This window comes from Asticcacaulis sp. YBE204 (assembly GCF_000495855.1).
Classification (GTDB): domain Bacteria; phylum Pseudomonadota; class Alphaproteobacteria; order Caulobacterales; family Caulobacteraceae; genus Asticcacaulis.
The window spans coordinates 465,885-489,767 of sequence record NZ_AWGF01000004.1 but is presented as its reverse complement, the minus strand read 5'-3'; the positions used below and the strand labels follow the sequence as shown (position 1 = coordinate 489,767).

General features: G+C 60.7%; 31 protein-coding genes. 17 read left to right on the top strand and 14 right to left on the bottom strand.

Translation table 11 applies throughout. From position 1 onward, the window contains the following. Positions 1 to 26 precede the first annotated feature (26 nt). Together AEYBE204_RS40295 and AEYBE204_RS29475 are read left to right on the top strand one after the other, a co-directional pair. Positions 27 to 182, top strand: coding sequence for a hypothetical protein (locus AEYBE204_RS40295; protein ID WP_023462089.1), 156 nt, complete (start codon positions 27 to 29; stop codon positions 180 to 182). A gap of 19 nt (positions 183 to 201) precedes the next feature. Continuing rightward, a complete protein-coding gene (locus tag AEYBE204_RS29475) occupies positions 202 to 1,083 on the top strand; it encodes a hypothetical protein (protein WP_023462088.1) in 882 nt (293 codons plus the stop codon). Positions 1,084 to 1,103: 20 nt separating this feature from the next. On the opposite strand, the gene AEYBE204_RS29470 is transcribed toward AEYBE204_RS29475, so the two are convergent. From AEYBE204_RS29470 to AEYBE204_RS29460, 4 genes are all read right to left on the bottom strand, one after another. After that, a complete protein-coding gene (locus AEYBE204_RS29470; RefSeq protein WP_023462087.1) occupies positions 1,104 to 1,388 on the bottom strand; it encodes a hypothetical protein in 285 nt (94 codons plus the stop codon). A 15-nt stretch (positions 1,389 to 1,403) separates the two neighbouring features. Beyond that, a complete protein-coding gene (locus AEYBE204_RS39920) occupies positions 1,404 to 1,832 on the bottom strand; it encodes a YdcH family protein (RefSeq protein ID WP_023462086.1) in 429 nt (142 codons plus the stop codon). Between the two features lie 84 nt (positions 1,833 to 1,916). Continuing rightward, on the bottom strand, positions 1,917 to 2,432 hold the full coding sequence (locus tag AEYBE204_RS29465; RefSeq protein ID WP_023462085.1) for a TIGR02444 family protein: 516 nt from the start codon (positions 2,430 to 2,432) through the stop codon (positions 1,917 to 1,919). Beyond that, positions 2,425 to 3,009, bottom strand: a complete 585-nt coding sequence (locus tag AEYBE204_RS29460) for a UbiX family flavin prenyltransferase (protein ID WP_031230372.1) — start codon at positions 3,007 to 3,009, stop codon at positions 2,425 to 2,427. The genes AEYBE204_RS29465 and AEYBE204_RS29460 overlap by 8 nt, the downstream gene beginning before the upstream one ends. A 173-nt stretch (positions 3,010 to 3,182) precedes the next feature. Here AEYBE204_RS29460 and AEYBE204_RS29455 point away from each other — a divergent pair, with 173 nt between their 5' ends. Continuing rightward, a complete protein-coding gene (locus AEYBE204_RS29455; protein WP_023462083.1) occupies positions 3,183 to 3,383 on the top strand; it encodes a DUF465 domain-containing protein in 201 nt (66 codons plus the stop codon). Between the two features lie 309 nt (positions 3,384 to 3,692). Continuing rightward, positions 3,693 to 4,760 (top strand): helix-turn-helix domain-containing protein, encoded by a 1,068-nt coding sequence (locus AEYBE204_RS29450; RefSeq protein ID WP_023462082.1) that lies wholly within the window; start codon positions 3,693 to 3,695, stop codon positions 4,758 to 4,760. A gap of 54 nt (positions 4,761 to 4,814) precedes the next feature. Here AEYBE204_RS29450 and AEYBE204_RS29445 read toward each other — a convergent pair whose 3' ends face one another. The 4 genes from AEYBE204_RS29445 to AEYBE204_RS29430 all read right to left on the bottom strand — a co-directional run bounded on the left by AEYBE204_RS29445 (position 4,815) and on the right by AEYBE204_RS29430 (position 7,960). Continuing rightward, on the bottom strand, positions 4,815 to 5,516 hold the full coding sequence (locus AEYBE204_RS29445) for a DUF1013 domain-containing protein (protein ID WP_023462081.1): 702 nt from the start codon (positions 5,514 to 5,516) through the stop codon (positions 4,815 to 4,817). A gap of 133 nt (positions 5,517 to 5,649) precedes the next feature. Then, on the bottom strand, positions 5,650 to 6,168 hold the full coding sequence (locus AEYBE204_RS29440) for a hypothetical protein (protein WP_023462080.1): 519 nt from the start codon (positions 6,166 to 6,168) through the stop codon (positions 5,650 to 5,652). A gap of 106 nt (positions 6,169 to 6,274) precedes the next feature. Then, positions 6,275 to 6,844: a hypothetical protein gene (locus AEYBE204_RS29435; protein ID WP_023462079.1), complete on the bottom strand. Its 570-nt coding sequence runs from the start codon at positions 6,842 to 6,844 to the stop codon at positions 6,275 to 6,277. Positions 6,845 to 6,973: 129 nt separating this feature from the next. Continuing rightward, positions 6,974 to 7,960 carry an NAD(P)H-quinone oxidoreductase gene (locus AEYBE204_RS29430; protein ID WP_031230369.1) on the bottom strand — a complete coding sequence of 329 codons (987 nt, stop codon included), beginning with the start codon at positions 7,958 to 7,960 and terminating at the stop codon, positions 6,974 to 6,976. A 111-nt stretch (positions 7,961 to 8,071) separates the two neighbouring features. On the opposite strand from AEYBE204_RS29430, the gene AEYBE204_RS29425 reads away from it, so the two are divergent. The 3 genes from AEYBE204_RS29425 to thiE all read left to right on the top strand — a co-directional run bounded on the left by AEYBE204_RS29425 (position 8,072) and on the right by thiE (position 9,800). Continuing rightward, entirely contained in the window at positions 8,072 to 8,293 is a 222-nt protein-coding gene (locus tag AEYBE204_RS29425) for a DUF1192 domain-containing protein (protein WP_023462077.1), read from the top strand. Positions 8,294 to 8,429: 136 nt separating this feature from the next. After that, positions 8,430 to 8,948: a DUF1465 family protein gene (locus tag AEYBE204_RS29420; protein WP_023462076.1), complete on the top strand. Its 519-nt coding sequence runs from the start codon at positions 8,430 to 8,432 to the stop codon at positions 8,946 to 8,948. 228 nt (positions 8,949 to 9,176) lie between these two features. Then, a complete protein-coding gene (gene thiE / locus AEYBE204_RS29415) occupies positions 9,177 to 9,800 on the top strand; it encodes a thiamine phosphate synthase (protein WP_023462075.1) in 624 nt (207 codons plus the stop codon). Here the strand turns inward: thiE and AEYBE204_RS29410 are convergent. Further along, positions 9,787 to 10,476: a hypothetical protein gene (locus tag AEYBE204_RS29410; RefSeq protein WP_023462074.1), complete on the bottom strand. Its 690-nt coding sequence runs from the start codon at positions 10,474 to 10,476 to the stop codon at positions 9,787 to 9,789. The two genes, thiE and AEYBE204_RS29410, sit on opposite strands and share 14 nt — an antisense overlap. 187 nt (positions 10,477 to 10,663) lie before the next feature. On the opposite strand from AEYBE204_RS29410, the gene efp reads away from it, so the two are divergent. Both efp and AEYBE204_RS29400 read left to right on the top strand, forming a co-directional pair. Continuing rightward, positions 10,664 to 11,233, top strand: coding sequence for an elongation factor P (efp, locus tag AEYBE204_RS29405; protein WP_023462073.1), 570 nt, complete (start codon positions 10,664 to 10,666; stop codon positions 11,231 to 11,233). A gap of 138 nt (positions 11,234 to 11,371) precedes the next feature. Then, positions 11,372 to 12,166, top strand: a complete 795-nt coding sequence (locus tag AEYBE204_RS29400; protein WP_023462072.1) for an inositol monophosphatase family protein — start codon at positions 11,372 to 11,374, stop codon at positions 12,164 to 12,166. Positions 12,167 to 12,219: 53 nt separating this feature from the next. On the opposite strand, the gene AEYBE204_RS29395 is transcribed toward AEYBE204_RS29400, so the two are convergent. The 3 genes from AEYBE204_RS29395 to AEYBE204_RS29385 form a co-directional block, all read right to left on the bottom strand. Then, the gene (locus AEYBE204_RS29395; RefSeq protein ID WP_023462071.1) at positions 12,220 to 12,888 is read right to left on the bottom strand and encodes a TetR/AcrR family transcriptional regulator; all 669 of its coding nucleotides are present in this window, start codon (positions 12,886 to 12,888) and stop codon (positions 12,220 to 12,222) included. A 2-nt stretch (positions 12,889 to 12,890) separates the two neighbouring features. Then, positions 12,891 to 13,757: an oxidoreductase gene (locus AEYBE204_RS29390; protein WP_023462070.1), complete on the bottom strand. Its 867-nt coding sequence runs from the start codon at positions 13,755 to 13,757 to the stop codon at positions 12,891 to 12,893. Between the two features lie 296 nt (positions 13,758 to 14,053). Beyond that, a complete protein-coding gene (locus AEYBE204_RS29385) occupies positions 14,054 to 15,901 on the bottom strand; it encodes an ABC transporter transmembrane domain-containing protein (protein ID WP_031230367.1) in 1,848 nt (615 codons plus the stop codon). Positions 15,902 to 16,034: 133 nt separating this feature from the next. On the opposite strand from AEYBE204_RS29385, the gene rpmE reads away from it, so the two are divergent. The 7 genes from rpmE (at position 16,035) to AEYBE204_RS29350 (ending at position 21,235) form a co-directional block, all read left to right on the top strand. After that, positions 16,035 to 16,259, top strand: a complete 225-nt coding sequence (gene rpmE, locus AEYBE204_RS29380) for a 50S ribosomal protein L31 (protein ID WP_023462067.1) — start codon at positions 16,035 to 16,037, stop codon at positions 16,257 to 16,259. Positions 16,260 to 16,552: 293 nt separating this feature from the next. Then, positions 16,553 to 17,491 (top strand): acetylglutamate kinase, encoded by a 939-nt coding sequence (gene argB, locus AEYBE204_RS29375; protein WP_023462066.1) that lies wholly within the window; start codon positions 16,553 to 16,555, stop codon positions 17,489 to 17,491. A 74-nt stretch (positions 17,492 to 17,565) separates the two neighbouring features. Continuing rightward, positions 17,566 to 18,222 carry a pyrimidine 5'-nucleotidase gene (locus AEYBE204_RS29370; RefSeq protein WP_023462065.1) on the top strand — a complete coding sequence of 219 codons (657 nt, stop codon included), beginning with the start codon at positions 17,566 to 17,568 and terminating at the stop codon, positions 18,220 to 18,222. Between the two features lie 76 nt (positions 18,223 to 18,298). Beyond that, a complete protein-coding gene (locus AEYBE204_RS29365) occupies positions 18,299 to 18,652 on the top strand; it encodes a hypothetical protein (protein WP_023462064.1) in 354 nt (117 codons plus the stop codon). Beyond that, positions 18,649 to 19,455 carry a DUF2145 domain-containing protein gene (locus AEYBE204_RS29360; protein ID WP_023462063.1) on the top strand — a complete coding sequence of 269 codons (807 nt, stop codon included), beginning with the start codon at positions 18,649 to 18,651 and terminating at the stop codon, positions 19,453 to 19,455. The genes AEYBE204_RS29365 and AEYBE204_RS29360 overlap by 4 nt, the downstream gene beginning before the upstream one ends. Before the next feature lie 170 nt (positions 19,456 to 19,625). Beyond that, complete coding sequence (gene dapD, locus AEYBE204_RS29355; protein WP_023462062.1) at positions 19,626 to 20,486, top strand: 2,3,4,5-tetrahydropyridine-2,6-dicarboxylate N-succinyltransferase; 861 nt, start codon at positions 19,626 to 19,628, stop codon at positions 20,484 to 20,486. 281 nt (positions 20,487 to 20,767) lie between these two features. After that, positions 20,768 to 21,235, top strand: a complete 468-nt coding sequence (locus AEYBE204_RS29350) for a hypothetical protein (protein WP_023462061.1) — start codon at positions 20,768 to 20,770, stop codon at positions 21,233 to 21,235. 11 nt (positions 21,236 to 21,246) lie between these two features. Here AEYBE204_RS29350 and AEYBE204_RS29345 read toward each other — a convergent pair whose 3' ends face one another. After that, positions 21,247 to 21,906, bottom strand: a complete 660-nt coding sequence (locus AEYBE204_RS29345; protein WP_023462060.1) for a YiiX/YebB-like N1pC/P60 family cysteine hydrolase — start codon at positions 21,904 to 21,906, stop codon at positions 21,247 to 21,249. A gap of 8 nt (positions 21,907 to 21,914) precedes the next feature. Next, positions 21,915 to 22,922, bottom strand: coding sequence for a ketol-acid reductoisomerase (ilvC, locus tag AEYBE204_RS29340; protein ID WP_023462059.1), 1,008 nt, complete (start codon positions 22,920 to 22,922; stop codon positions 21,915 to 21,917). A gap of 58 nt (positions 22,923 to 22,980) precedes the next feature. On the opposite strand from ilvC, the gene AEYBE204_RS29335 reads away from it, so the two are divergent. After that, positions 22,981 to 23,787 carry a thymidylate synthase gene (locus AEYBE204_RS29335; protein ID WP_023462058.1) on the top strand — a complete coding sequence of 269 codons (807 nt, stop codon included), beginning with the start codon at positions 22,981 to 22,983 and terminating at the stop codon, positions 23,785 to 23,787. Positions 23,788 to 23,883: the final 96 nt, after the last annotated feature.

Genomic DNA, 23,883 nt, shown 5'->3' with positions numbered 1-23,883 from the left:
ATTCGCTTACAGGGAAATTACAAATTATGGCGAAAATCGGCGCGCATAAAGATCACGAAAATCCTAGCCTTATGCTCAGGTTACAACATTTCAGGAGATTAGTTATGGGCCGTGGAATTTTACTCTGGCTGCTGGGCGTGCCAATTCCCGTCATCATCCTGCTGGCGCTTATTTTCCGCTGATTCAAGAAAGATAACGCCAATGGTTACCGCAACTACCGAAGTCGTCACGCCTGACGACGATTACGAATATATAGACTACACCCCCGGTGCCGGCGCGTGCTGGCCCGCAATCATCGCAGGCGCCGTCGCGGCCACCGCCATCTCGCTCATCCTGCTGATGCTGGGTCAAGGCCTAGGCCTGTCGTCGGTCTCCCCGTGGGAGCCGATCCACGACACGGCGTTCAAGCTGACGGCAGGCATCGCCATCTGGCTGGTCGTCATGCAGTGGGTGTCGTCGGCGCTCGGCGGTTACCTTGCCGGACGTCTGCGCAAGACCTATGTCGGCGTCGATAAGGACGAGGTCTTCTTCCGCGACACCGCTCAGGGCTTTCTGGCGTGGTGCGTGGCGACCCTGTTCACCGCCGCCGTTCTGGCCGGTGTGGCAGGGGCCGTCGTCGGCACCGGTGTTCAGGCCACGGCCACAGTGGCGGCGGGTAACGCCGCCAAGGGAAGCGATTCCGACCCGGCTACGGCCTACTATGTCGATCAGCTCTATCGTCTGAACCCCAATGCGCAGGTCGCCGGTGCCCCTGCCGGTCAAACCCTGCCCGACGTCACGGCGGAAACGGGCCGCATCCTCAGCTATGGGACCGAAACGGGTGAAGTATCTTCCGCCGACAAGGCCTATCTGGCGTCGCTGGTCGCCGCCCGCACGGGCCTCACACAAGCCGAAGCCGCCGCTCGCGTCGACACGACCCTGTCTCAGGCCAAGACGGCTCGCGACATGACGCTCAAGGTCGCTGACGATGCGCGCAAGACGTGGGCCAAGGTCATGCTCTACGCCTTCCTGTCGCTGCTCATCGGGGCGTTTATCGCCGCGGTCGGTGGTGCCATCGGTGGCCGTCAGCGTGATCAGGATTAAACAAAAGGCTGGGCAGTAACCTACCTGCCCAGCCTGCTTTGCTTTAAAATGGCTTTAAGATTGTCACTGTCAGCCTTGTGCCTTAGCTTTGTCCCTTGAACATAGACAAAAACTAGTCGCCCATAAAAAGCCCATCCCACTATGGCTAGAAAGAAACTGGCTAAAAGCGTCGTCAGGTTAACAGAAATGCCAAACGCCCACCCAATAATGGTCAGCGTCGTTCCAACAGGTACGAATAGAAGATAGGCAGAACCCGGCCAAAATTCGGCAATAATAAAGTCGAATATATAGAAAAGCCTCTTCACCCCCAGACACCCTTCTTACGCAATAATATCCGGACGGATGCGGTCTTCCAGCGTCGTGATCTGATCCCGAAGGGCCAGCTTCTTGCGCTTCAGACGCGCGATCAGGATCTGATCCGGCATCGGCATGGTTTCCAGCGCGTGGATCGAATCGTCGAGATCCTTGTGCTCCTGCTTCAGCAGTGCCGCCTGCGCGCGCAAGGCCACGGTCTCGGCATTGATCGGCAGCGACGACACCGGATTATCCAGTTCGCGGTAGGCCGGTTCCAGATCGTCGGGCTGGGTATCGACAATTTCTTCCGACACCAGTTCCAGCGTCACCTTGTCCAGTTCTTCGCGATGACCGACCCGCCGTTCCACGTCGCCATTGGCATCGGCTGGCGTGTTTTTCACCAGTTGCAGCGAATCGGGACGGAAAAGCGCGCGGATGTTGTTGTCATCGTGCATGGGGCTCAGCTCCGGTCATTCTGGACGGTCTGTGGATCATACGGCCCCTGACGTGGTTAATTTCCACACCCGATCAGAGCCTTCTCAATCCGGAGTATAGCTTAAAAAACCGCGCTCCGAAAGGGCATCACTCAAGGCCGTCAAACGATTTCGCGGCACCACCGGCGACCACGCCCGCGCGACGCGCGTCAGGTTGTTCTGCGCCTGTTGAAAACCGGCGGCGGAGCCTGTGGGCAGGATCAGCGCCGCCAGCGACGCCATCTGTTCGCGCTCGGCCAGAAGCTCGGCGGACTTGATCTGTTCGCGCACGCGGTGTTTGGCGTCGGGTTCTATATCGCCGATCGGCCCCTTGATCTGACGGCGGATGGCGCGCAACGGCCCGACGACGTGATCGGCCCAGGCGCGCGAGATATCGGCGGCGGCCTCCGTCGTCTCTTCGTCCAGCGCCACGCCGACCGAGGCCGCCCATTGCGAGAACAGCAGCAGCGGCACGTTCTGCCCGTGATTGTCCTGCAAATCGAGGCACAGCCCGGCGATCCCTTCCGCCGCATAGGCCTTTACCGCCCAATCCCAGAAAGAATTGGTCCAAAAGCTACTCACCCGATAACCCACTCCAACGCGTCATCGGCGCGTCAAGGCCGAACAGATCGAGCGAGCGCGCCACGGTCTGATCGACCATGTCCTGAAGGCTTTGCGGACGCGTATAGAAGGCCGGCATGGGCGGGGCGACGATAGCGCCCATCTCGGTCACCGCCGCCATCGCGCGGATATGGCCCAGATGCAGCGGGCTTTCGCGCACCATCAGCACCAGCCGGCGGCGCTCCTTGAGGACCACATCGGCGGCGCGGCTGATCAGGGTCGAGGTGACGCCGGTGGCGATCTCGCCCATCGTCTTGACCGAACAGGGCGCGATCAGCATCCCCAGCGTCTTGTACGAGCCCGACGCGATGGTCGCCCCGATATCGCCGACCTTATGCACGTGATCGGCCAACGCGTTGACGTCGCCCACCGAAAGATCGGTTTCCGCCGACAGCGACAAAGCGGCGGCGCGCGAGATGACCAGATGGCTTTCGACCTTCAGGGCCTTCAGCATACGGAGTGCGGTGATACCGTAGATCGCTCCCGACGCGCCAGAGATCGCGACGATAAGCCTCTGATTACTCTGGGGGGCGCTCATGGTTACTCCGTAAGAAACCCATAAAATTAAGCTTTTATTTGATTTGAATCTCGCAATTCCGTGAACGGATGTAATGGATTGTGATTACCGCGTCCAGCGTTTTGGGTGTTTGCTGTAGAGGTTCAGACACGGGTCTGGGCTGGACCTCTTACTCAACGTAAAGGAGACTGCCTATGAGCATCGAAGCGAGAGTGCGTGAACTTGATCATCGTCATCAGGTCCTGAAAGACACCATCGCCAAGGAATCGCGTTCGCCGTCGGCGGATGCCCTCTATCTCAAGGAACTCAAGCGTAAGAAGCTCAAGCTTAAGGACGAAATCGACAAGATACGCGCAGATATGCGACAGGAACGGGTGCTTGAGACCCTCCAGTGACGGGGGGTGATGCACCATTCTGAAAAAAAACGCCGGAGGTTGAACCTCCGGCGTTTTTTGTTTTCAAAGCGAAAAAGGGCAGCCTTTTGCAAGACTGCCCTGAAATCACATATACCTAAAATATGGCGGATTGTACAAGATCCGACGGGTTGCCCAAGCACTGCCCTGGGTTGAAAAAATCCCCAAAAATCAATTGCTTTCAAACCTTGACCAGCATTTAATATACGAATTGACAGGATCGTTCCATGTCGATATGTCCAGATTTGACCCCCGTTTCGTCCGGATTTCGGACATTTTTCAGGTAACAGCGTGCCGCGTTTTAACAGTACAACCGGCGCGCCGCCCTTTTCGCGTCCGCTCAATCCCTCGTTCATGTGGGAATTATCGCCGGACACGACCGACCGGGCCTATGAATTCTACCGGCACAGCTACGAAGACCTCACTCAGGTCACCGGCATAGCGCCCGATGCGGTTGCCGGTTTTTATAATCGTATTTCGCATTTCGATCTGAACGGCAGCCATCTCAGCTTCTGCGAGGGCAGCGCCCAGACCCTGACCCGGACGTGGCGGGAGACCCGCCTCAGCGACGCGGAATATATTGTCATTTCCGTACCTCATCAGGGCCTGCTTGGGGCCGATTTCAACGGCCGTACCGGGCCGATAGCGTTGGGGGATATCGTGCTGGCCGAAACCGGCAAGCCCGCCGCGATGGACTTTGACGAACTGAAGATCACCAAGCTGATGGTGCCGCGCGCCCTGATCCCGCGATCGCTTCTCGATCAGGATCTGCACGGTATGGTCATCGGTCAGGACACGCCGACGGGTTTTTTGCTCTCCAGTCACATTCAAAGCCTGTTGCAGGTGGCGCCCTATCTGTCGCCGGACGAAGCGTCCGCGTCAGTTGAGGCCACCTTCACCTTGCTGGCCGCCGGGCTGGACCTCAGCCGCCTGACGCCCCAGAGCATAGATGCCCTGCGCCGCTCGGTGCGTCAGATCGCCCTCGACCATATCGACCGGCATCTGCTCGATCCGGCCCTGACACCGGACAGTATTGCGCGGCATATCGGTGTGTCGCGTTCGACGCTGTATAATGCGTTCCGGATGGACGGCGGCATCGGCCGCCATATCCGCGACAAGCGGCTGGACAGCGTCTATCGCGTCCTGCGCCGCCGCCGGGGCCATCGCCCCAGCATTCAGGACATCGCCTACGCGCACGGTTTCAACGCCGACACGCACTTCAATCGCGCCTTCACTCAGCGTTTCGGACTAAGACCCGGCGAAGTCTCCGGTCGTGAAATGACGGTCCACGCCACCGCCGATGCGGGCGATCTTCAAACCAATCTCCGCCGGTATCTGGACGTCTGGCAGGCCGGCTAAGTAAAAAGGCGGACCATGAGGCCCGCCTTTTTCTATTCCTGTGACCGCGGACGATCAGTAATCGTCGTCGTCTTCCGGGGCCGATTTCGTCGAGGTGCCGAACACGTCCTCGACCGTCAGGTCGGCCTTGCGGGCGTAAGGGTCTTCGTCCTCGTAGGCGTGAACCACCGGCGCGGCCGGCTTGAGCGACGGATCGTCGAGCGGAATGCCCAGCTTCTCGGCCTGCTTGCGCTTGACGTCGGCGGCCTTGCGCACGGCGGCGTCGAGTTCGATCTGCGAGATGAGACCCAGCGTCACCGGATCGACGGCCTTGAGGTTAGCCGAGTTCCAGTGCGTGCGGTTGCGGACCTGCTCAATGGTAGTCTTGGTCGTGCCGAGCAGCTTGGAAATCTGCGCGTCGGTGACTTCAGGGTGGTGTTTGACGAACCAGGCGATGGCGTCCGGGCGATCCTGACGGCGCGACACCGGCGTATAGCGCGGGGCCTTCTTCTGCGGCTTGAGGAGTTCCGCGTGGCGGCTCTTAAGCGCTTGCATGCGGTAAGCCGGGGTCTTTTCGGCCTTGTCCAGCTCTTCGCGGGTCAGCTGCCCGTTGGCGATCGGGTCGGAGCCGCGAATGTCGCGCGCCACTTCGCCGTCGGCGATGCCCTTCACTTCCAGAAGGTGCAGGCCGCAGAAGGCGGCGATCTGCTCGAACGAGAGGCTCGTATTGTCGACCAGCCACACGGCGGTCGCTTTCGGCATAAGGATGTCGGACATTATACAGTCTTTCGTAACGGGGTACGGAAACGAATTTCCGCGAACCACAAATAGCTACGCCCGGCCTTTGCGACCGGGCGTGGATGTTCCTGAGTTTGATATAAGACGATTTGCGCGCGAAAGAAACCCTCTTTTACGCTTTCGTCTGACACAGACCCTTGGCCGCCGCGATCCCCTTGCTGTCGCGCATGATCGAAACCTCGAACGGACGATCCTGCGTCGTGGACGACGACAGGGTGGCCAGATAGACGGCGCCACGCGAGCGGAAGCAATAGGTTTCCTGCACCCGTGTCCATTCGCCCGACGTATAGGGGTGATAGACGCCGAACGGGCTCAGCTTGTAACCGCGCGCGTCGAGGCTTTGCAGCAGGGCCGCGCGCAACTGCGCGCCATCCCCTTTGGCGGCGCTGATCGTGCAGCCGCCGTTCGACGTCGTGACACTGAGGCCGATATCGCCGTGCGGCGGCCGGGAATCGGTCATTTCCGCCTCGGCCTTGACCGCGCCCTTGCTGAGGCTTTTCAGGCAACCTTGCTCCAGTGCGTGGTTCATGGCTCCGTTCAGGTCGGCGTCAGGCTGCGCCTGAGCGCTCGACGCCAGCGCCGAAAGCGCGATGCCGCCGATGCACAGTCTTACAGTAAATTGTTTCCACATGACCCGAACCCTTCTGAAATCAGCCTTTGCGCCAATTGTCAGAGGTCGGACGTAAGGAGTCGCAAGGGAATGATCAGCAAAAAATCAGAAACCCGTAACGGCGTTTTCAAGCTATACACAGCCCTTTTTTGGCGGCATCGCCGGCGCGATCGGTCCAGATCGACACCTGTAAGGGCGTCCGGCTGCGATTGGCGGAACTGGAAATCAGGATTATCCGCACGGCCTCGCCGTCGCGGACGCAATAACTTTCCTGTACATAGCTCCAGTCGCGGTCGCGCGTCGCCGGGCCGTAGTCGGCAAACGGCACCGGCTCCAGACCCATAGTGCGCAGGGTCTCCAGCACCGTATCGCGCATGTCCGCCCCGTTACCGAGCGTACCGCGAATGTAGCAACCGCCCCGCCCGTCGCTTTTCACAGTGACCCGCCCGCCGCCATAAAGTTTTTCCGCCTTATCGTCGCCCTCGTCCAGAACACCCTTCTGCGTGACCGTGCGGCCATTGCGTTTGGAGTAGTCCTTCAGATTACCGCCGTAACGCAGCCAGGTCAGACAACTCTGTTCGACCGCATAGGCGACGGTCTCTTCACTGGAAGAAAACGGATTGAGCCCGCGTGCCTGAACCGGCGCCGCCAGACTCAGGGCAAATATTACCGCTGCCGCTGTTTTAAATAGGTGCATTATCAACCCACGAATTAGAGCGATATGCCAAAAAGTGCCAAGAAGCGTTCTTGGGGTTTTTGGCTACAATATCGCGAGAATAATCGTCCCCAAGAGACTTAATAATCGAGAATTGAACATTGTTCAATGCTAAAGTTCCAGCACGACCTTGCCGCTGTGCGCACCGGAGTCGAGGAACTCATGCGCCGCCCCAACCTCGGCGAACGGAAACACCTTTGCTACCACGGGCCGGATCGCGCCCGCCTCGATCAATGGCCAGACCCTCGCCCGCACTTCCGACGTCAGACGCGCCTTTTCTTCCGGTGAGCGCGGCCTGAGCATCGACCCCGTAATGATCGCTTGCTTCTGCATGAGGCGCGTCACGTCGATTTCCGCCGTGTTGCCGCGTGCCATGCCGACCTGCACCAGCCGCCCTTTCGGCTTGAGGCACAGGATGTTCTTCGCCACATAATCCCCCGCCACGATATCGAGGATCACGTCGGCCCCGCCTTCCGCCTTGACCGCCTCGACGAAATCGCCCGTCGTGGTGTCGATGACGACATCGGCCCCCAGCGCCCTGACCCAGTCGATGCGGTCCGCCCCACGCACCGTGGTGATGACCTTGGCGCCAAACGACTTACCCAGCATTACCGTCATCGAGCCGATACCGGAATTAGCCCCGTGCACCAGCACCGCCTCCCCGGCCTTCAGCCCACCGTGCTCAATGAGGTTGGCATAGACGGTCAGGCTAACCTCCGGCAGGCTGGCGGCCTCAGCCAGCGACAGACCCTGCGGCACCGGCAGCAGATGGCGAATGTCGACGCTGACATAGTCGGCATAGCCGCCGCCATTGACCAGAGCGCAAACCCGGTCGCCGATGTTCCACGCGACGTCATCGCCCCAGTCGGGATGCGGTACGATTGACTCAATGATGCCCGCCACCTCAAGGCCCATGATCGGTGACGCACCTGCCGGTGGCGGATAGAGCCCGCGCCGCTGCAAAATGTCCGGACGGTTGACGCCGGCATGAGTGACCCGAATTAACACATGTCCGCGCCCCACATCGGGACGGGGGACGTCGATTATGCACAAATCGGCGGCGGTTTTCCCGCCTTCACGCACAGCTACGGCTCTCATGATGATTCGTTTTCCTTGCTTTTCTCGCGCCTTAAGCGTTTTATGACCCCAGCTTAAGGGCATTTGCGAAGCGCGCACAATGCCCCCTTTTGGATGCTCCGGAGGTGCCCGATGTCCGAAGACGAAACCGTGCCCGCGTTCAAGACCGGCAGCGCACCGGCCTCGGCCCTGTTCGCCTTGGTCCACGAAGACCTGAGTGACTATGCCGTCACCGATCTCAAGGAACGCATCAAGGCGCTGGAAGACGAAATCGTCCGTGCAAAGGCTATGGTCGAGCGCAAGCAAAGCGGCCGCAGCGCGGCGGACGCCCTGTTCTCCTTCAAGGGGAATTAAGACTTTTTTATCCACACCCGTGGCACACAAAAGGTGGGCCTGAGGGTGGAAATGGCACGCCGGTTGCAGATGTGACCTGCATATAAGTGGGCCGGAATATGGCCCCTGTTTCGAGTTTGAAGAAAGATACGTTCCCATGTCCGATGCCGGAATCGCACCGTTTGCCCAACGCGTTGATATTGTCCGCGATTTCGCCCGCTCGGACCTGTTCGACCGCACCTTCCGCGAAGGCATGGCCCTGGTCGAAGAAACCGCCGCCTATCTCGATGGCGACGGCCGCCGCGACTCGCGCATCCTGAGCCGCGAAGACGCGCTTCTGTACGCCGGTGAATCGATGCGTCTGACGACGCGCCTGATGCAGATCGCCTCGTGGCTGCTGGTGCAGCGCGCCGTCCGCGAAGGCGATATGGAAGCCGCCGACGCCTGCGACGACAAATACCGCCTGTCGCCCGCCAATGCAGTGGAACTCAACGAGCAGCACACCATCCTGCCCGAAGGCCTGCTGACCCTGCTCGATCGCTCGAACCGCCTCTACGACCGGATTTCGCACATGGACAAGCGCATGTTCGTCGAAGCCGAAGCCGACCTGCCGATGGCCAATCCGGTGCTGGACCAGATGGCCCGCCTGCAAAGCGCGTTCGGAGTGTCGCTGTAAACCTTTTTATACCTCCCCAGTTTACTGGGGAGGGGGACCGCACGAGATCGCGTAGCGAGCGAGATGTAGTGGTGGGGTATCTTAAATGCAGACACCCTTCTTGTTTTATCTACCCAGCCACCCCACCCGTCATCGCTCCGCGATGCCACCCTCCCCGCCAGCGGGGAGGTATATGTTACGACGTACGAAATCCTTGCCCTCTCCCCCCATTTCAGGCATTCCCTGCGCATGACCTGTCAGCTCTATCTCATCACCCCGCCGCAAATCGCCGACCACTCCGTCTTCGCGAAGACGCTGGACGACGCCCTGTCGGCGGGTCCGGTCGCGGCCCTGCAAATCCGCCTCAAGGACGTGTCGCTCGACGAAATCCGCGCCCTGACGAAGCTGATCACGCCGGTGGCCCACAAACACGGCACGGCGGTGCTGATGAACGATCACGTCCAACTGGCCAAAGAACTGAAGCTCGACGGCGTCCACGTCGGGCAATCGGACACCTCCTACAAAGACGCGCGCAAGACGCTGGGCCTTGAGGCCATGATCGGCGTCACTTGCCACGACAGCCGTCATCTGGCCATGGAAGCCGCCGAGTCCGGCGCGGATTACGTGGCCTTCGGCGCGTTTTTCCCGACCTCGACCAAGGTGGTCGAGCACATGGCGCACCTGGACACCCTGACCATCTGGCAGGAAACCATGGAAGTGCCCTGTGTCGCCATCGGCGGCATTACGGCTGACAATGCCGCTCAGGTCGCCGCCGCAGGCGCGGATTTCATCGCCGTGTCGGGCGCGGTCTGGAACCACCCCGATGGCGCGGCCACCGGGGTCAAAAAACTCCTTGCCGCTATTGCGGGTTAGCGGTCGCCGCCTCCGGCGACGGCCAGCCGACCGACAGGCGCGACACCACCGGCTGAAGCGCCTGAAGATTGGCATTGGTCGAGGGGATTTGCTGGTCGCCGACTATATCGCTGGTCAGGGCCTCATTATGCCCTTTGGGCGGCGAGAAACGCAGACTCAGAACACAGCCACCATCGAGCGTGTTCAGCTTGCCGCCCTGAAAATCAGACGCGTAACCGCCGTAGTCCCACTCGAAGCCGTACATGGTCAACGGTCCGCCATTGGCGGTCTCAACGTCTTTCAGCTTCGAGCCGACGCGGATATTGCCGGGGCCGTACCACTGCACGGCCTCGTCGCCAATGCTGACGTCGGCCACCTTGGTCTGGGCGGCATCCCAGAAGGTGACGATGACCTTGCGCGCCGGATCGTCCGGATAGATGACGACCGCGTTTTCGGTCGAGCCTTCCGGCCCCGGCACGGCTTCCTTTTTCGCATTGCCGGGAAAGGCTTTCAGGATCATGTCGGCGGTCATGTCCTTCGTCACCGGCACGCCGCACGACAGGGCCTGAACGCCCTTGTCGGCCACGGCCTCGGTCGAGGCGCCATAGCCTGCGCCCTGCGACTGGCCCTCGTCCTTTTTCGAACAGGCGGTCAGGGCCAGCAGGGCCAGTCCGCTTACAGCGATGGTTTTGAACACGTCTCGCTCCTTGATCGTTTCGATTGGCGGCCAAGATGCGGGCCGTGAAATAAAAAGTCTATCGCCCTTTGGCGCTCTTTGCGAGCCCTTGCCTTTGGACGCCGTTACGGGTAGTAACGCGCGCAAGCTTTTCAGCTATCCTTTTCCGGGTCTCCGCGGCCCCTACTCTTTGACAAGTCATATCCTTATGCCCAAAATTAACGCCAATACGATCAAACCCGGCATGGTTCTGGAATATCAGGGCGGCCTGTGGTCGGTCGTCAAGACCGCCCACGTGAAGCCCGGCAAGGGCGGCGCCTTCGCTCAGGTCGAACTGAAGAACCTGATCACCGGTACCAAGCTCAACGAGCGCCTGCGTTCGGAAGACACGGTCGACCGCGTTACGCTGGAGCAAAAGGATCACCTGTATCTATTCGAAGACGGCGACATGCTGGTCTTCATGGATCAGGAAAACTACGAACAGATCAGCCTGCACAAGGACTGGGTCGGCGAAGACCAGATCCAGTACCTGCACGACGGCATGGTCGTCATCCTCGAATTCCACGACGAGCGTCCGATCTCGATCACCCTGCCCGATACCGTGATCCTTGAGGTCATGGAAACCGAACCCACCATCAAGGGCCAGACCGCTTCGTCGTCCTATAAACCCGCCAAGGCCTCCAACGGCATGCGCGTTATGATCCCGCCGTTCATGGGCGTGGGCGAGCGTATCGTCGTCTCGACCGCCGACGGCGAATACATGAAGCGCGCGGATTAGTGCTCACGAAAAAGTTCGGCGCAAGCGCCGATACATTTTTCGTGGTTTTATAATGTCACTTCAGGGCTTGAAGCGGTTCTTCGCCCTGAAGTGGCTTTTTTCATTTAGCTGCCTTCGGCAGCGTAAAGGATCAAGACAATGGTTCTTCAATCCGCCCTCATTCAGGCCATGGTGTCCGCCATCCGCAAGTCCTGCAAAGGCGTGGCGCGCGATTTCGGCGAAGTCTCCGAACTTCAGGTTTCGCGCAAGGGCCCCGGCGACTTTGTCACCGCTGCCGACAAGCGCGTCGAAGCCGCCCTGTTCGAAGAGCTTCTACGTCTGCGTCCCGGCTACGGCTTCCTCGGTGAGGAACAGGGCGCCCACGAAGGCACCGACAAGACGCACCGCTGGATCGTCGATCCCATCGACGGCACGACCAACTTCATGCACGGCATCCCGGTGTTTTCCTGCACGGTCGCCCTGGAACGCGACGGCGAAATCGTCGCGGGCGTCACCTTCAACCCGGTGACCAACGACCTTTACTGGGCCGAAAAGGGCAAGGGTGCCTATCACAACGACAAGCGCCTGCGCGTCTCGGCGCGTCGCAACCTCGACGAATGCCTGATCGCCACCGGCGCGCCGTTCATCGGCAAAACCGGCCACGCGCAGTTCCTGAAAGACCTGCACCAGATCATGCAACGCACGGTCGGCATCCGCCGTCTGGGGGCCTGCTCGCTCGATCTGGCGATGGTTGCCGCCGGTCGCGTGGACGGCTACTGGGAACGCGGGCTGAAGCCGTGGGACATGGCCGCGGGCATCCTGCTGATCACCGAAGCGGGCGGCAAGGTCACTTCGATCGACTCGGACCAGTCGCCGATGATCACCGGCGAGATGATCGCCTGCAACCTCGACCTCTATCCTGAGTTCCTCGACAAGCTGCATATGGCGAAGTAATGCGCGCCAGCGCCAAACAAAAAACCCTCCGGATCACACCGGAGGGTTTTTTGTTAAGCCTCGATCCAGACCTCGTCGTCGGTGACGCGCATGTTCGGCGCAAAACCCCGGAAGGCCGTCCTGACCAGTTTCTCGGCCTCTTCGGCGTTCATCATATTGAACCGGCCAGACAGGAAGCGGAACATCATCGTCCCATACAGAATATCGAGGCCCATCTGACGGTCGATATTGGCGCAGATATCGCCGCGATCGACGCCGCGCTGCCACATGACGGCGACCTCTTCGCGACGCTGAGTCAGGAAGCGTTCCAGCAACACCTCGTGGAAATTAGCGTCGCCCTGCCCTTCGGCCAGAAGCTGCGCCAGAGTCCGGCCTGCCGGTGACGAATAGAACGCCATGGCTTCGCGCACCTGAATCAGGAAGTCGCGCTCGGCCGAACCGGTGTCGGGCGTGGCGACTTCCATCTTGACCCGCGCCATGAAGGCGTCGAACGCGATATAGGTCTTGTTCGGCCACCATTTATACAACGTCGCCTTCGACACGCCTGCTTTTTTGGCGATGGCCTCGGCGGTCATGTCGCGTAGCGTGCCCTGCTCCAGCAACTCCATCGTCGCCTTGAGGATAGTGTCGCGCGCGCTTTCGGACCGCGGGCGCCCACGCGGACGCTTGACGGGGACGATGGATTCAGAAACGGCGGCAACATCGCCGGTATAGGTAGTCATGGTTACGCGGCCTTATCGGTCGAAAAGCTTACAGTACGCCAGGCCTTGAGTTCAGCCTGAAGGGTTTCCAGTTTCTTCACCGCCCGCTCATAAGCGCCCTGCCCCAGCACGAGGTGCAACGGTGGATTGGCGGAGGTCACGGCATTGAACATGGCCTCGGCACCCAAAGCGGGATCACCGGCCTGAACGCCGTGGTTGGTGTCGCGGTACAGGCGGGCCTGACCGGCGGAAACTTCGTAATCGTCGATGATGCGCTGAGTCGCCCCCAGCGAGCCACCGAGGAAATCGGTGCGGAACGGGCCGGGTTCGATGACCGTGACACCGATGCCGAGCGGACGCAGTTCCTGCGCCAGAGCTTCGGACAGGCCTTCGACGGCAAACTTGCTGGCATTATAGAGGCCCCAGCCCGCGCTGCCGACCAGACCGGCGATCGACGACAGGTTGACGATATGGCCCTGACGACGGGCGCGCATGTGCGGCAGGATGGCGCGCGTCACGCCCAGCAGGCCGAACAGATTAATGTCGAACAGGGCGCGCGTTTCCGCGTCCGTGGCTTCTTCAATAGCGCCCAGCAGACCGAAACCGGCATTGTTGACGAGGATATCGATATGACCGAAGCAGTGCAGCGCCGTAGCGACGGCGGCCTGAATGGCGGTCGCGTCATTGACGTCCATCTCCAGCGCCACGAGTGCGTGGGCATGGTCGGCAAACGCCGCGCGCACGGCGTCGGGGGTGCGCGAGGTGGCAACGACAAAATCGCCGCGTTCCAGTGCGATGCGGGTCAGCTCATGGCCGAAGCCCTGAGACGTTCCGGTGATGAACCAGACGCGATGCGCCTGATCCTCCGGTTCGAGAAGATCATGTGACAAGGTGCAGTGTCCTGAACAGGCCTTTATGCGGGGGGGAGGAAAAGGCCATGAAAAACCGGCCCTTACGCCACTCGCCGGATGAGGACGATATAATACGGAACGTTCAGTATTTCAATTATGCGCAGGCCAAAAAGATGATTTATTTTGCAACCACCTGTTTTTATTAACGATAAAAATGCACGTTAGAGTTATATTTTACCAAACGATGTTCCGTATACGGTAATATAAAACCGATGCGCCTGATATCGCTAACGGAGAACGCGTTTAATTCGCCGCTCAGGCGAATCGAACCGCACCTAGCTGTTGAATTGCAACTCCGCCAGACGCGCATAAAGCCCGCCTTTTGCGACCAGTTCGTCATGCGTCCCCTGCTCGACCACGTGGCCTTCGTCGATCACCACGATGCGGTCGGCCTTAAGCACGGTCGCCAGACGGTGGGCGATGACCAGCGTCGTGCGCTCGCTCATCGCCTCGTTGAGCGCATCCTGCACCAGACGCTCATTCTCGGCATCGAGCGCCGAGGTCGCCTCATCGAGCAGCAGGACCGGCGCGCGGCGAACCAAGGCGCGCGCGATCGACAGGCGTTGCTTTTGCCCGCCCGACAAGGATTTGGCGCGTTCGCCGAGGGCCGTGCCGAACTTCTCCGGCAAGGCCTCGATGAAGCCGAGCGCCTGCGCCTTCTGAGCGGCGGCGCGGATGTCATCGTCGCTGGCGTCGGCGCGCCCAAATCGGATATTGTCCGCCGCCGAGGCGGAAAACAGCGCCGCATCCTGCGCCACCAGCGACAGGCGCTCACGTACGGCCTTGGGATCGGCCTTCGTGATATCGACGCCATCGAGCGTGATCGTGCCGCCGCTCAGTTCGTAGTAGCGCAGCAGAAGCTTGAATACGGTGGATTTGCCCGCCCCCGATGGCCCGACCAGCGCCACGGTCTCCCCCGCCTTCACATCGAGGCTGAAGCCTTTCAGCACACGCTGATCAGGACGCGCCGGATAGGCGAAGTCGACATCCCTGAACACGATCTCGCCGCGCGCCGGGTCCGGCAGGGCTTGCGGATACGCCGGCGCGATAATAGTGGGCTTTGAGCCCAGAAGCTCATCGATGCGCGCCATGGCCCCTGCGGCCTTTTGCACATCGCCCCATGTCTCGGACAAAGAGCCGACAGAACCGGCGACCAGCACCGACAGCATGACGAACTGGATCAGCGTGCCTTCGGACATGTCCCCGGCGATGACCGCGCGCGACCCCAGCCACAGGACGAAGGCCACGCCGCCGAAGACCAGCGAGATAACCAGGGCCGTCATGAAGGCCCGCGCCCCCATGCGCTTCAACGACAGCTTGAACGCGGTCTCGACGCCTTCCGCGAACCTACCGCGGGCATAGTCTTCGCGCACGAAAGCCTGCACGGTTTCCAGCGCGTCCAGCGTCTCGCCCGCCGTGCCGACGGCATTGGCGAAGCTGTCCTGCGTCTGCCGCGTCAGCTTACCCACGCGTTTGCCGAAGGTGAACAGCGGCACCAGCACGACCGGGAAGATGCACAGCACGAACAGGGTCAGTTTCGGACTGACGAACATCAGCAAAATCAGGCCGCCGATGAACGAAATGCCGTTGCGCAACGCCACGGAGATCGAGGTCGAAACCAGCGTATCGACGATCTGCAAGTCGGTCGTCAAGCGCGACACAACTTCACCCGTGCGGATTTTCAGGAAGAAGCCGGGATCGAGGCTCAGGATATGGCTGAACACGTCCTTGCGCAGATTGGCGACGACGCGCTCGCCCAGCTTGGTGATATAGAAGTAGCGCAGCGCCGTCGCCAGAGCGAGGACCAACGCCACCACGGCGACAATCAGGAACCAGAAGTTCAGTTGCGAGGCGTTACGCGACCCGAACCCGTTGTCGATCAGGAACCGCGACGCCCCGGTCAGGGCAAAGGTGGCCCCCGACGACAGGAGCAGAAACACCACCGCTCCCAGCGCATCGACCTTTTGCGCCGTGATATAGGGCCAGAGATGAATCAGAGGCTTGAGGTCGCGGGTTTTCTCACGTCCTCCGGCGGCGGTATTGAGTTGCCCCACCAGTTCGGCACCCGATCCGGGGCGGTCTTTGTGGGCGTCTGCGGCGGCGGGCTGTGTCTGATCGGTCATAATGCGACCCATAAAGCTTAAATCCTTGCGCCGCAACGCCGCTTCCTGTAAGGAGCGCCCTTCGCTATTCCCGGCATCACCTTTCTTTGCGTCCGCATCCCTGCTGGCCGGACGTTTTTAAGGACTTAAAGACATGAAAAAAGACGGTCACCCCGACTATCACTGGATCACGGTCACCCTGACGGACGGTTCGTCCTATCAGACGCGTTCGACCTACGGCAAAGAAGGCGCCGTCCTGAACCTCGACATCGACCCCCGCACGCACCCGGCGTGGACCGGCGGCAACGGCACCCTGCTCGACCGCGCCGGTCGCGTGTCGCGCTTCAACAACAAGTTCGGCGGCTTCCTTAAGAAGTAAGGCCTGCGACTTTCGTTGCGCGTTTCAAATCCGGCTCAGGGAACTGGGCCGGATTTTTCTATTCCCTTCTGCGTTTACGGGGAGAACCGGGCCGCCGGTGCGGGTAGTCCGAAGGGCCGGATGAGGGGCGAGTCGCGCAAAGAAAGAGGCCCCTCGCCCCGCAAGCAGGGAGAGGGAGTTAAAGGTAAAAACCGCATGACAGTTGCGCCCATATCCTGTATGCGCCGCGACATATAGCTGTCACCCTTTGCTGATACGCCGAACGGCGTAGTCCCGAGGCACATTACTCCGAAATGATCAAGCAGACCCAATCCGACGCGCAACTCGAAGAAAAAGGCTGGGCTACCGCCCGCACCCTGGCCGAGGCCCTGCCCTTCATCCAGATCTACGACCGCGAAATCGTCACCATTAAATACGGCGGCCACGCCATGGGCGACGAAGCGGTAGCCAAGCTGTTCGCTTCGGATATCGTGCTGCTCAAGCTGCTGGGCATCCACCCGGTCGTCGTCCACGGCGGCGGACCACAGATTTCGGCCATGCTCAACCGCGCAGGCGTCAAATCGACCTTCATCGACGGCCTGCGCGTCACCGACGAAGCGACGATGGAAATCGCCGAGATGGTCCTGTCGGGCGCGGTGAACAAGGAAATCGCCAACTGGATCACGCAGGCCGGGCGCGAAGCCGATGTGCGCGGCGTCGGCCTGTCGGGCAAGGACGCCGGTCTGTTGCTGGTCGACAAGGCTACCCGCACCAAGAAAGACCCCGACTCGATGATCGAACAGGTCGTCGATCTCGGTTACGTCGGCGAACCCAAGGTCGTCGATGACAAACTGATCCGCACCCTGATCGGCGACGCCGAACATGACTACGTGCCGGTCATCGCTCCCATCGGCGTCAGCGAAGAAGGCCACACCTACAATATCAACGCCGATACCGTCGCCGGGGCGGTCGCGGGCAAGCTCAACGCCAAACGCATGCTGCTGCTGACCGATATCGCGGGCGTGCTGGACGGCGACAAGGATCTGATCCGTCAGATGACGGTCTCCGAAGCGCGTCAGCTGATCGAGGACGGCGTCGCCGTTGGCGGCATGATCCCGAAGCTGGAAACCGCCATCGGCGCGATCGAAGCCGGGGTCGAGGCCGTGGTTATCCTCGATGGCCGCCGCCCGCACGCCATGCTGGTCGAACTGTTCACCGAACACGGCGCGGGCACGCTGATCACGCGGGACTAAGGTCCACCTCCCTACGCTTGCATAGGGAGGAGAAGAGACTTGAATCTCCCCCAAAAAAAACCGAAGCTGGCGGGATGACCGTTACCTCTCCCGCCGCTTTGCCGCACGTTTCGACCTGGCTGTTCGACCTCGACAATACGCTCTACCCGCCCGAGGCCGAGGTCATGGCGCTGGTCGAAGGCAAGATGACGGCCTTCGTCATGCGTCAGACCGGTCTGGCGCGGCAGGACGCTTTTGAGCTTCAGAAGAAATACCTCTACGAACACGGCACGACACTGGCCGGATTGATGGCCTACCACAGCATCGATCCCTACGCTTTCATGAACGAGGTGCATGACGTCTCGCTCGACGCCCTCCTGCCCGATCCCGATCTGAACGCGGCGATTACCGCGCTGGAAGGCCGCAAGCTGGTCTTCACTAACGGCGACGAAAACCACGCCTATCGCATCCTCGACAAGCTGGAGATGACCCACCTGTTCGAGGACGTGTTTCACCTCGGTCACGCCGACCTGATCCCCAAGCCGAACCTCGCTACCTTCCATCGCATGATGCAGAAACACGCGGTCACCGGCCCGGAAACAGCCTTTTTCGAGGACAGCCCCAAGAACCTCAAACCCGCGCACGAACTGGGCATGACGACTATCCTCGTCGGGCCGCACGCCGAAACCAATACGGACACGTTCGTCCATGTCCGCGCGCCGTCACTGAAAGCGTTTCTGCTTCAAAATTGAACGTCGTTCAAAATTAACTTGACACCCGCCTATATGCGTGAACAATGTTCACTATATAGCCTCGGGAGTCATGCTCATGTTCAGAATCATCAGCCTTGCCTGTCTCATCGCCGCCTTCGCCCTGCCCGCCTCGGCGCAGGATAGCCTTGAGAACACCTCGCGCGCGTCGGGCAATTCTGCCGAAGCCACGGCGCAACTGTCGGGCGCGGGTGTTCTGGTCGCCGTCGGCAGCGTCGCCTTGCCGGTCATCATGGTCGGTGCCTCCGCCGAAAGCGCCGGTGAAGCGATCCGCGATTCCGGTGAAACCGCGTGGGATGAGGCCAACAAACCCCTGCCCGTCTCAAAGGAAGTTGTTGTCGCGCAAGCTGCGCCCGATGTGCCTTACGACGTGCAGAAGCCCGCTAAGCCTGCGCCGAAGAAAGCCCAGTGAACCGGTTCGCGGCAGGACTGGCCGCGGCCTTGCTCGTGACGACGCCCGTTTTCGCCGGTGATGAATCCGGCGACAGCGCCGCCACGGCTGCCGGTCACCTGACGCCCACACAAATCGCCAGTTTCGCCAAGCAGATCGAAACCGATCTTGCCGCCAAAGGGGCGCGCGTCGCCATCGTCTTCCGCACCAGCCGCCCGCACGACAAGCTGCCACCCGGCATCGCCTATACGCACGGCGCCTTCTGGGTCTATCGCGATATCAAGACGTCCGACGGACGCGTGCTGAAAGGCTATGCGGTCTATAACCTCTATCACGGCGACGGAAAGACCCTGCCGGTCAGCCAGTCCTATCTCAAGCAGGATTTCCCGCTCAATTTCACCTCGACCACGGCGGAAAGCGACGTCGGCATCATTATCCCGACGCCTGAAATGCAGCGCCGCTTGTATGGCCTGATCGGTACCCCGGCCTACGACGCCCTGCATGTCCGTGACTATTCGCTCGTCTCGAACCCGTGGGACCCGCGCTATCAGAACTGCGTCGAATTCCTGCTCGATGTGGTAGCGTCAGCCGCATGGGAGACGACCTCCTACCCACAGATCAAGGCTAATCTGAAGGCGCATTTCACGCCGACCCGCGTCAAGGCCGGGTTTCTGCAACGCACCTTCGGCCCCATGGCCGACCCGCGTCTCCAGACCGATGACCAGCCCGGCCCCATCGCCACGGCGACGTTCGAAAGCCTTGCCGACTTCATGCTGACGCGAAAGCTTGCCTCGCAGAGCTACGTGCTCAAACGGGCTGATTAGAGCGCATTCCGAAAAGTGTGCAGCGGTTTTCGGATCAAATGCGCGCCAGAAAAAAACTTAGGGCACGATTTCGATCTGACAGATCGGAATCGTGCCCTAAACACTTGATCCCCCGCGCCTGAGCGCTTAAGGCCTCTCTCATTCTGTTTTGACCTGATGAGAGAGCCGCCATGTCCGACCTCGCCGCCTTCCACGACGATATCGAAGCCGCCTGGGAAATCCGCGACACCCTGTCGCCGTCCACCACCGGTTCGGTGCGCGACGCCGTCGAAAAGGCGCTCGGCCTGCTCGACAACGGCCGCTTCCGCGTCGCCGAGAAGGTCGATGGCGAATGGGTCGTGCACCAGTGGCTGAAAAAGGCCGTCCTGCTATCGTTCCGTCTCAACGCCAACGAACTGATGCACACGGGCCGCGGCCTGTTCGAGCAAGCCCCGATCGGGCCGTTCTGGGACAAGGTGCCGAACAAGTTCGCCAAGTGGAGCGCCGAAGACTATCAGGACGCCGGTTTCCGCTCGGTGCCGGGCGCCATCGTCCGCCACGGTGCGCACGTCGCCAAGAACGTCGTCCTCATGCCGTCCTTCGTCAATATCGGTGCCTATGTCGGCGAAGGTACGATGGTCGATACCTGGGCCACGGTCGGTTCCTGCGCCCAGATCGGCAAGCACGTCCACCTGAGCGGCGGCGTCGGCATCGGCGGCGTGCTTGAGCCGCTGCAAGCCAATCCGACGATCATCGAGGACAACTGCTTCATCGGCGCGCGTTCCGAAGTCGTCGAAGGCGTCATCGTCCGCGAAGGCTCGGTGCTGGGCATGGGCGTCTATATCGGTCAATCGACCCGCATCGTCGACCGCGCCACCGGTGAGGTTTTCTATGGCGAGGTCCCGCCCTATTCGGTGGTGGTCGCCGGCTCCATGCCGTCGTCGAACGACAAGAACCCGAACGCGCCGCATCTTTACTGCGCCGTCATCGTCAAGCGCGTCGACGCCCAGACGCGCAGCAAGACCGGCATCAACGAGCTGCTGCGGGACTAGGCCGTAAACTCATAAATATGACCGCCATGGTGCGAGACCATTTGTGCGGATACCAGGAGAAAAACGAAGGGAAATGCTAACATTTTCGAGATTTTTCGACGCCGTAGCCCGTGCAAATGGGCCGCACGCTCTGCGCGGCGAAATAGCTTCATCCTGCGGCGTCGATGCGCTTGGCCGTAGGTCAACTACGGCCTGCGCCCATCTCCTGGCATTATTTTGCTATTTCTGCCGCCATGGCGGCCATATTTATGAGTTTACGGCCTAGTATGTACGGACGGGGGATGGCGCTCTGTCTGGCGTTTGCCGTGGGCGGCGGCGCACAGGCCGATCAGACGGTGCAGGTGCCTGTGCCGTCCGCTGTGACCCGTCCCCTGCCCGACTTTATCGCCTATGATGCGGATAAGGACGGTTTCCTGACCATAGGCGAGTATGCCAAGGCACGCTGGCCGCTGACGCTCAGACATTTCGACCGCGATCATGACGGGCGTATCGCCTCGCTCGAATGGGTGGATGGCACCTGCTATGACGAGGTGTCGAAAGACCCCGAAACGATCCGCAAATTCCGCAACCAGTGCATAGCGGACATGAAGGTGGAATTTGCCCCGTCGGGCTTCTGGGACTCCGGCAACGACTTCCCCGACATCCGCTTCCAGTTCCGGCTTTGGGACTGCAACCGAGATGGCCGTGTCAGCGCACAGGAACACGCGATCGCGACACAGAGCGTGTGTCCGGCGATCAAACCGGAATAGAGCCACGTCCTTTATAGGAGATAGTTGGAATAGATTTTCCGCACATCGGCGTCACGGGCGATGCTGACCGGTGTGACGAGTTCCCGTAACATGACACGCGCGATACAGGCGTCGGAGGATAAGCCTTTGCAATCCGGGTCCTTGGCGGCGCGTTTCGCGATAAGTTTACGTGCCGCACCTTCACCTACGCCCAGTTCGCCGATGCGCTGCCGCTGCCCCAGTTCGATGCCCGCCGGTTTGAACGCCAGATAAGCCAGTTCGCTGCAATAGATGCTGCGATTATCAAACGAGAAATAGATATCGTAAGGGCGACCGTACAGTGCCTTGGCCGCGGCAAAGACCTTTCGCGTTTGAGTCTCGGTCAGGTTTTTGGGCCGATAAACCGCGTAACGAGCAAACTTGCCGCGCGCGGCCCATGCCTTGAGCGGCGTTTCCTTGACCGGCCCGACGGCCTCGACAACGACCCAGCCATCGGGCGTGCGTTTGACGATGCCCATGTGGGTGTAAAGACTGCGACTGGCCAGCAGAATGGCCTTCGATTGCTGACTGCGCGAAGTCTGGAAAATCAGATCGCCGTCACGCCATTCCGGCGCAGGCGCATGCCAGCGCCAGACACTGACGGCCAGTCCGATACACAAAATCAGTCCGACGATTTTCCAGATTTTACCCATGTCTCCCCCTAACCGACGTTATCGTTCGCCGCTGCCGCCACCCCGTCCAGATAGCGCTTCGTATCATCCAACGCATTGTCCGCCAGAGCCGCGCGACGGCGCTTCAGGTCCACCGCGCCTGCATCGTAATCGGCCATCAGGGTGCGTACAAAATTACCCGACTGCACGTCTTTCAGCACCGCGTCCATCGCCGCTTTCGACGCCGCGCCGATGACGCGCGGGCCGGTCAGATAAGCCCCATATTCCGCCGTATTGGAAATCTTCTCGAAGCCGCCCGACATGCCGCGCTCCCACAACAGATCGACGACCAGTTTCAATTCATAACAGGTCTCGAACCACGCCACTTCGCGCGGATAACCCGCTGCGACCAGCGTATCGAACGCCGTCGTCACCAGTTCGCGCGTCCCACCGCACAGCACGACCTGCTCGCCGAACAGGTCGCTTTCGCACTCGGCCTTCATGGTGGTTTCCAGTATCCCCTTGCGCCCGCAGCCCAGCGCCGCCGCGAAGGACAGGCCGATGGATTTAGCCGCCCCCGTCGCGTCCTGATGCACGGCAAACAGACAGAAAACCCCCTCGCCCGCCTCGTAGATGTCGCGAATGCGCGGCCCGATACCCTTGGGCGAAACCAGCAGCACATCGACACCTTCCGGCGGCGTGACCAGCCCGAAATTGACCGACAGACCATGCGCGAAGATCAGGGCCTGACCGGCGCGCAGGTGCGGATTGATCTGATCGCGGAACAGGGCCTGATGCGCCTCGTCGGACGTCAGGACGACGATGACCTCGGCCCATTGCACGCCCTCTTCGACCGTCACGACGCTGAGACCGTCGGCCCAGACCTTGGCCCGCGTATCGCTGTCGGGTTTCAGCGCCACCCTGATCTCGGCCACGCCGGAATCGCGGGCATTGAGCGCCTGGGTCCGCCCCTGCGAGCCATAGCCGACGATGAGCAGCCGCTTGCCCCGGATGACGCTGAGGTCGCAATCGCGGTCGTAATAGACGGGCAATGACATGGGGCGAACTCCTCACTATAATCGTCGCAGAATCGTATCCCCTATAGAGTAGCGCGCCATGGCCCGACACCCCGAATATCAGTATCTCGATCTCGTGCGCGACCTCATGGACAGCGGCGTGACGCGCATGGACCGTACGGGCACGGGCACGACCGGTGCGTTCGGACGGCAGATTCGTTTCGATCTTTCAAAGGGTTTTCCGCTCCTGACCACCAAGCGGGTGCATTTCAAATCCGTGGCGGTCGAGCTTCTGTGGTTCCTGCGCGGTGACACCAATGTGAAGTACCTCAAGGACCACGGGGTTTCCATCTGGGACGAGTGGGCCGACGAGAACGGTGATCTCGGCCCCGTCTATGGCAAGCAGTGGCGCTCGTGGGCCGCCCCCGATGGTCGCGTCATCGACCAGATGGCGCAGCTGATCGAGAACCTGAAGACCAATCCCTATTCGCGCCGCCACGTCATTTCGGCGTGGAACCCGTCAGAGGTCGAGGACATGGCCCTGCCGCCGTGCCATTGCCTGTTCCAGTTTTTTGTCGCTGAAGGCAAACTGTCGTGCCAATTGTATCAGCGTTCGGCGGATGTGTTTCTGGGCGTGCCGTTCAACATCGCCTCCTATGCCCTGCTAACGCATATGGTGGCGCAGGCCGTAGGGCTTGAGGTCGGCGATTTCGTGCACAGCTTCGGCGACGTGCATCTGTATTCGAACCATATGGAACAGGCGACGACGCAACTGACCCGCGATCCGCTGCCGTTCCCGACGCTGAAACTGGCCCCTAAGACGGATTTGTTCGGGTTCGACTATGCCGATATCGAACTGATCGATTATCAGTCGCATGGCGCACTGAAAGCGCCGGTGGCGGTTTAAAAACATACCTCCCCAGCTTGCTGGGGAGGGGGACCGCACGACGCGCGAAGCGCTAGATGCGGTGGTGGGGGCTCGCGTAAGTGATGCAGATGCGCT

Bases quoted from the DNA above. Each gene is read 5' to 3' on its own strand.
- thiE (WP_023462075.1), top strand. From the start codon at position 9,177: ATGACCTGTCAGCTCTATCTCATCACCCCGCCGCAAATCGCCGACCAC.
- AEYBE204_RS29345 (WP_023462060.1), bottom strand. From the start codon at position 21,906: ATGGGTAAAATCTGGAAAATCGTCGGACTGATTTTGTGTATCGGACTG.
- AEYBE204_RS29385 (WP_031230367.1), bottom strand. From the start codon at position 15,901: ATGACCGATCAGACACAGCCCGCCGCCGCAGACGCCCACAAAGACCGC.
- AEYBE204_RS29435 (WP_023462079.1), bottom strand. From the start codon at position 6,844: ATGCACCTATTTAAAACAGCGGCAGCGGTAATATTTGCCCTGAGTCTG.
- AEYBE204_RS29425 (WP_023462077.1), top strand. From the start codon at position 8,072: ATGTCCGAAGACGAAACCGTGCCCGCGTTCAAGACCGGCAGCGCACCG.
- dapD (WP_023462062.1), top strand. From the start codon at position 19,626: ATGTCCGACCTCGCCGCCTTCCACGACGATATCGAAGCCGCCTGGGAA.
- AEYBE204_RS29350 (WP_023462061.1), top strand. From the start codon at position 20,768: ATGGCGCTCTGTCTGGCGTTTGCCGTGGGCGGCGGCGCACAGGCCGAT.
- AEYBE204_RS29335 (WP_023462058.1), top strand. From the start codon at position 22,981: ATGGCCCGACACCCCGAATATCAGTATCTCGATCTCGTGCGCGACCTC.
- AEYBE204_RS29370 (WP_023462065.1), top strand. From the start codon at position 17,566: ATGACCGTTACCTCTCCCGCCGCTTTGCCGCACGTTTCGACCTGGCTG.
- AEYBE204_RS29460 (WP_031230372.1), bottom strand. From the start codon at position 3,009: ATGAGCGCCCCCCAGAGTAATCAGAGGCTTATCGTCGCGATCTCTGGC.
- AEYBE204_RS29445 (WP_023462081.1), bottom strand. From the start codon at position 5,516: ATGTCCGACATCCTTATGCCGAAAGCGACCGCCGTGTGGCTGGTCGAC.
- ilvC (WP_023462059.1), bottom strand. From the start codon at position 22,922: ATGTCATTGCCCGTCTATTACGACCGCGATTGCGACCTCAGCGTCATC.
- argB (WP_023462066.1), top strand. From the start codon at position 16,553: ATGATCAAGCAGACCCAATCCGACGCGCAACTCGAAGAAAAAGGCTGG.
- AEYBE204_RS29430 (WP_031230369.1), bottom strand. From the start codon at position 7,960: ATGAGAGCCGTAGCTGTGCGTGAAGGCGGGAAAACCGCCGCCGATTTG.
- AEYBE204_RS39920 (WP_023462086.1), bottom strand. From the start codon at position 1,832: ATGCACGATGACAACAACATCCGCGCGCTTTTCCGTCCCGATTCGCTG.
- AEYBE204_RS29400 (WP_023462072.1), top strand. From the start codon at position 11,372: ATGGTTCTTCAATCCGCCCTCATTCAGGCCATGGTGTCCGCCATCCGC.
- AEYBE204_RS29420 (WP_023462076.1), top strand. From the start codon at position 8,430: ATGTCCGATGCCGGAATCGCACCGTTTGCCCAACGCGTTGATATTGTC.
- rpmE (WP_023462067.1), top strand. From the start codon at position 16,035: ATGAAAAAAGACGGTCACCCCGACTATCACTGGATCACGGTCACCCTG.
- AEYBE204_RS29475 (WP_023462088.1), top strand. From the start codon at position 202: ATGGTTACCGCAACTACCGAAGTCGTCACGCCTGACGACGATTACGAA.
- AEYBE204_RS29440 (WP_023462080.1), bottom strand. From the start codon at position 6,168: ATGTGGAAACAATTTACTGTAAGACTGTGCATCGGCGGCATCGCGCTT.
- AEYBE204_RS29365 (WP_023462064.1), top strand. From the start codon at position 18,299: ATGTTCAGAATCATCAGCCTTGCCTGTCTCATCGCCGCCTTCGCCCTG.
- AEYBE204_RS40295 (WP_023462089.1), top strand. From the start codon at position 27: ATGGCGAAAATCGGCGCGCATAAAGATCACGAAAATCCTAGCCTTATG.
- efp (WP_023462073.1), top strand. From the start codon at position 10,664: ATGCCCAAAATTAACGCCAATACGATCAAACCCGGCATGGTTCTGGAA.
- AEYBE204_RS29455 (WP_023462083.1), top strand. From the start codon at position 3,183: ATGAGCATCGAAGCGAGAGTGCGTGAACTTGATCATCGTCATCAGGTC.
- AEYBE204_RS29395 (WP_023462071.1), bottom strand. From the start codon at position 12,888: ATGACTACCTATACCGGCGATGTTGCCGCCGTTTCTGAATCCATCGTC.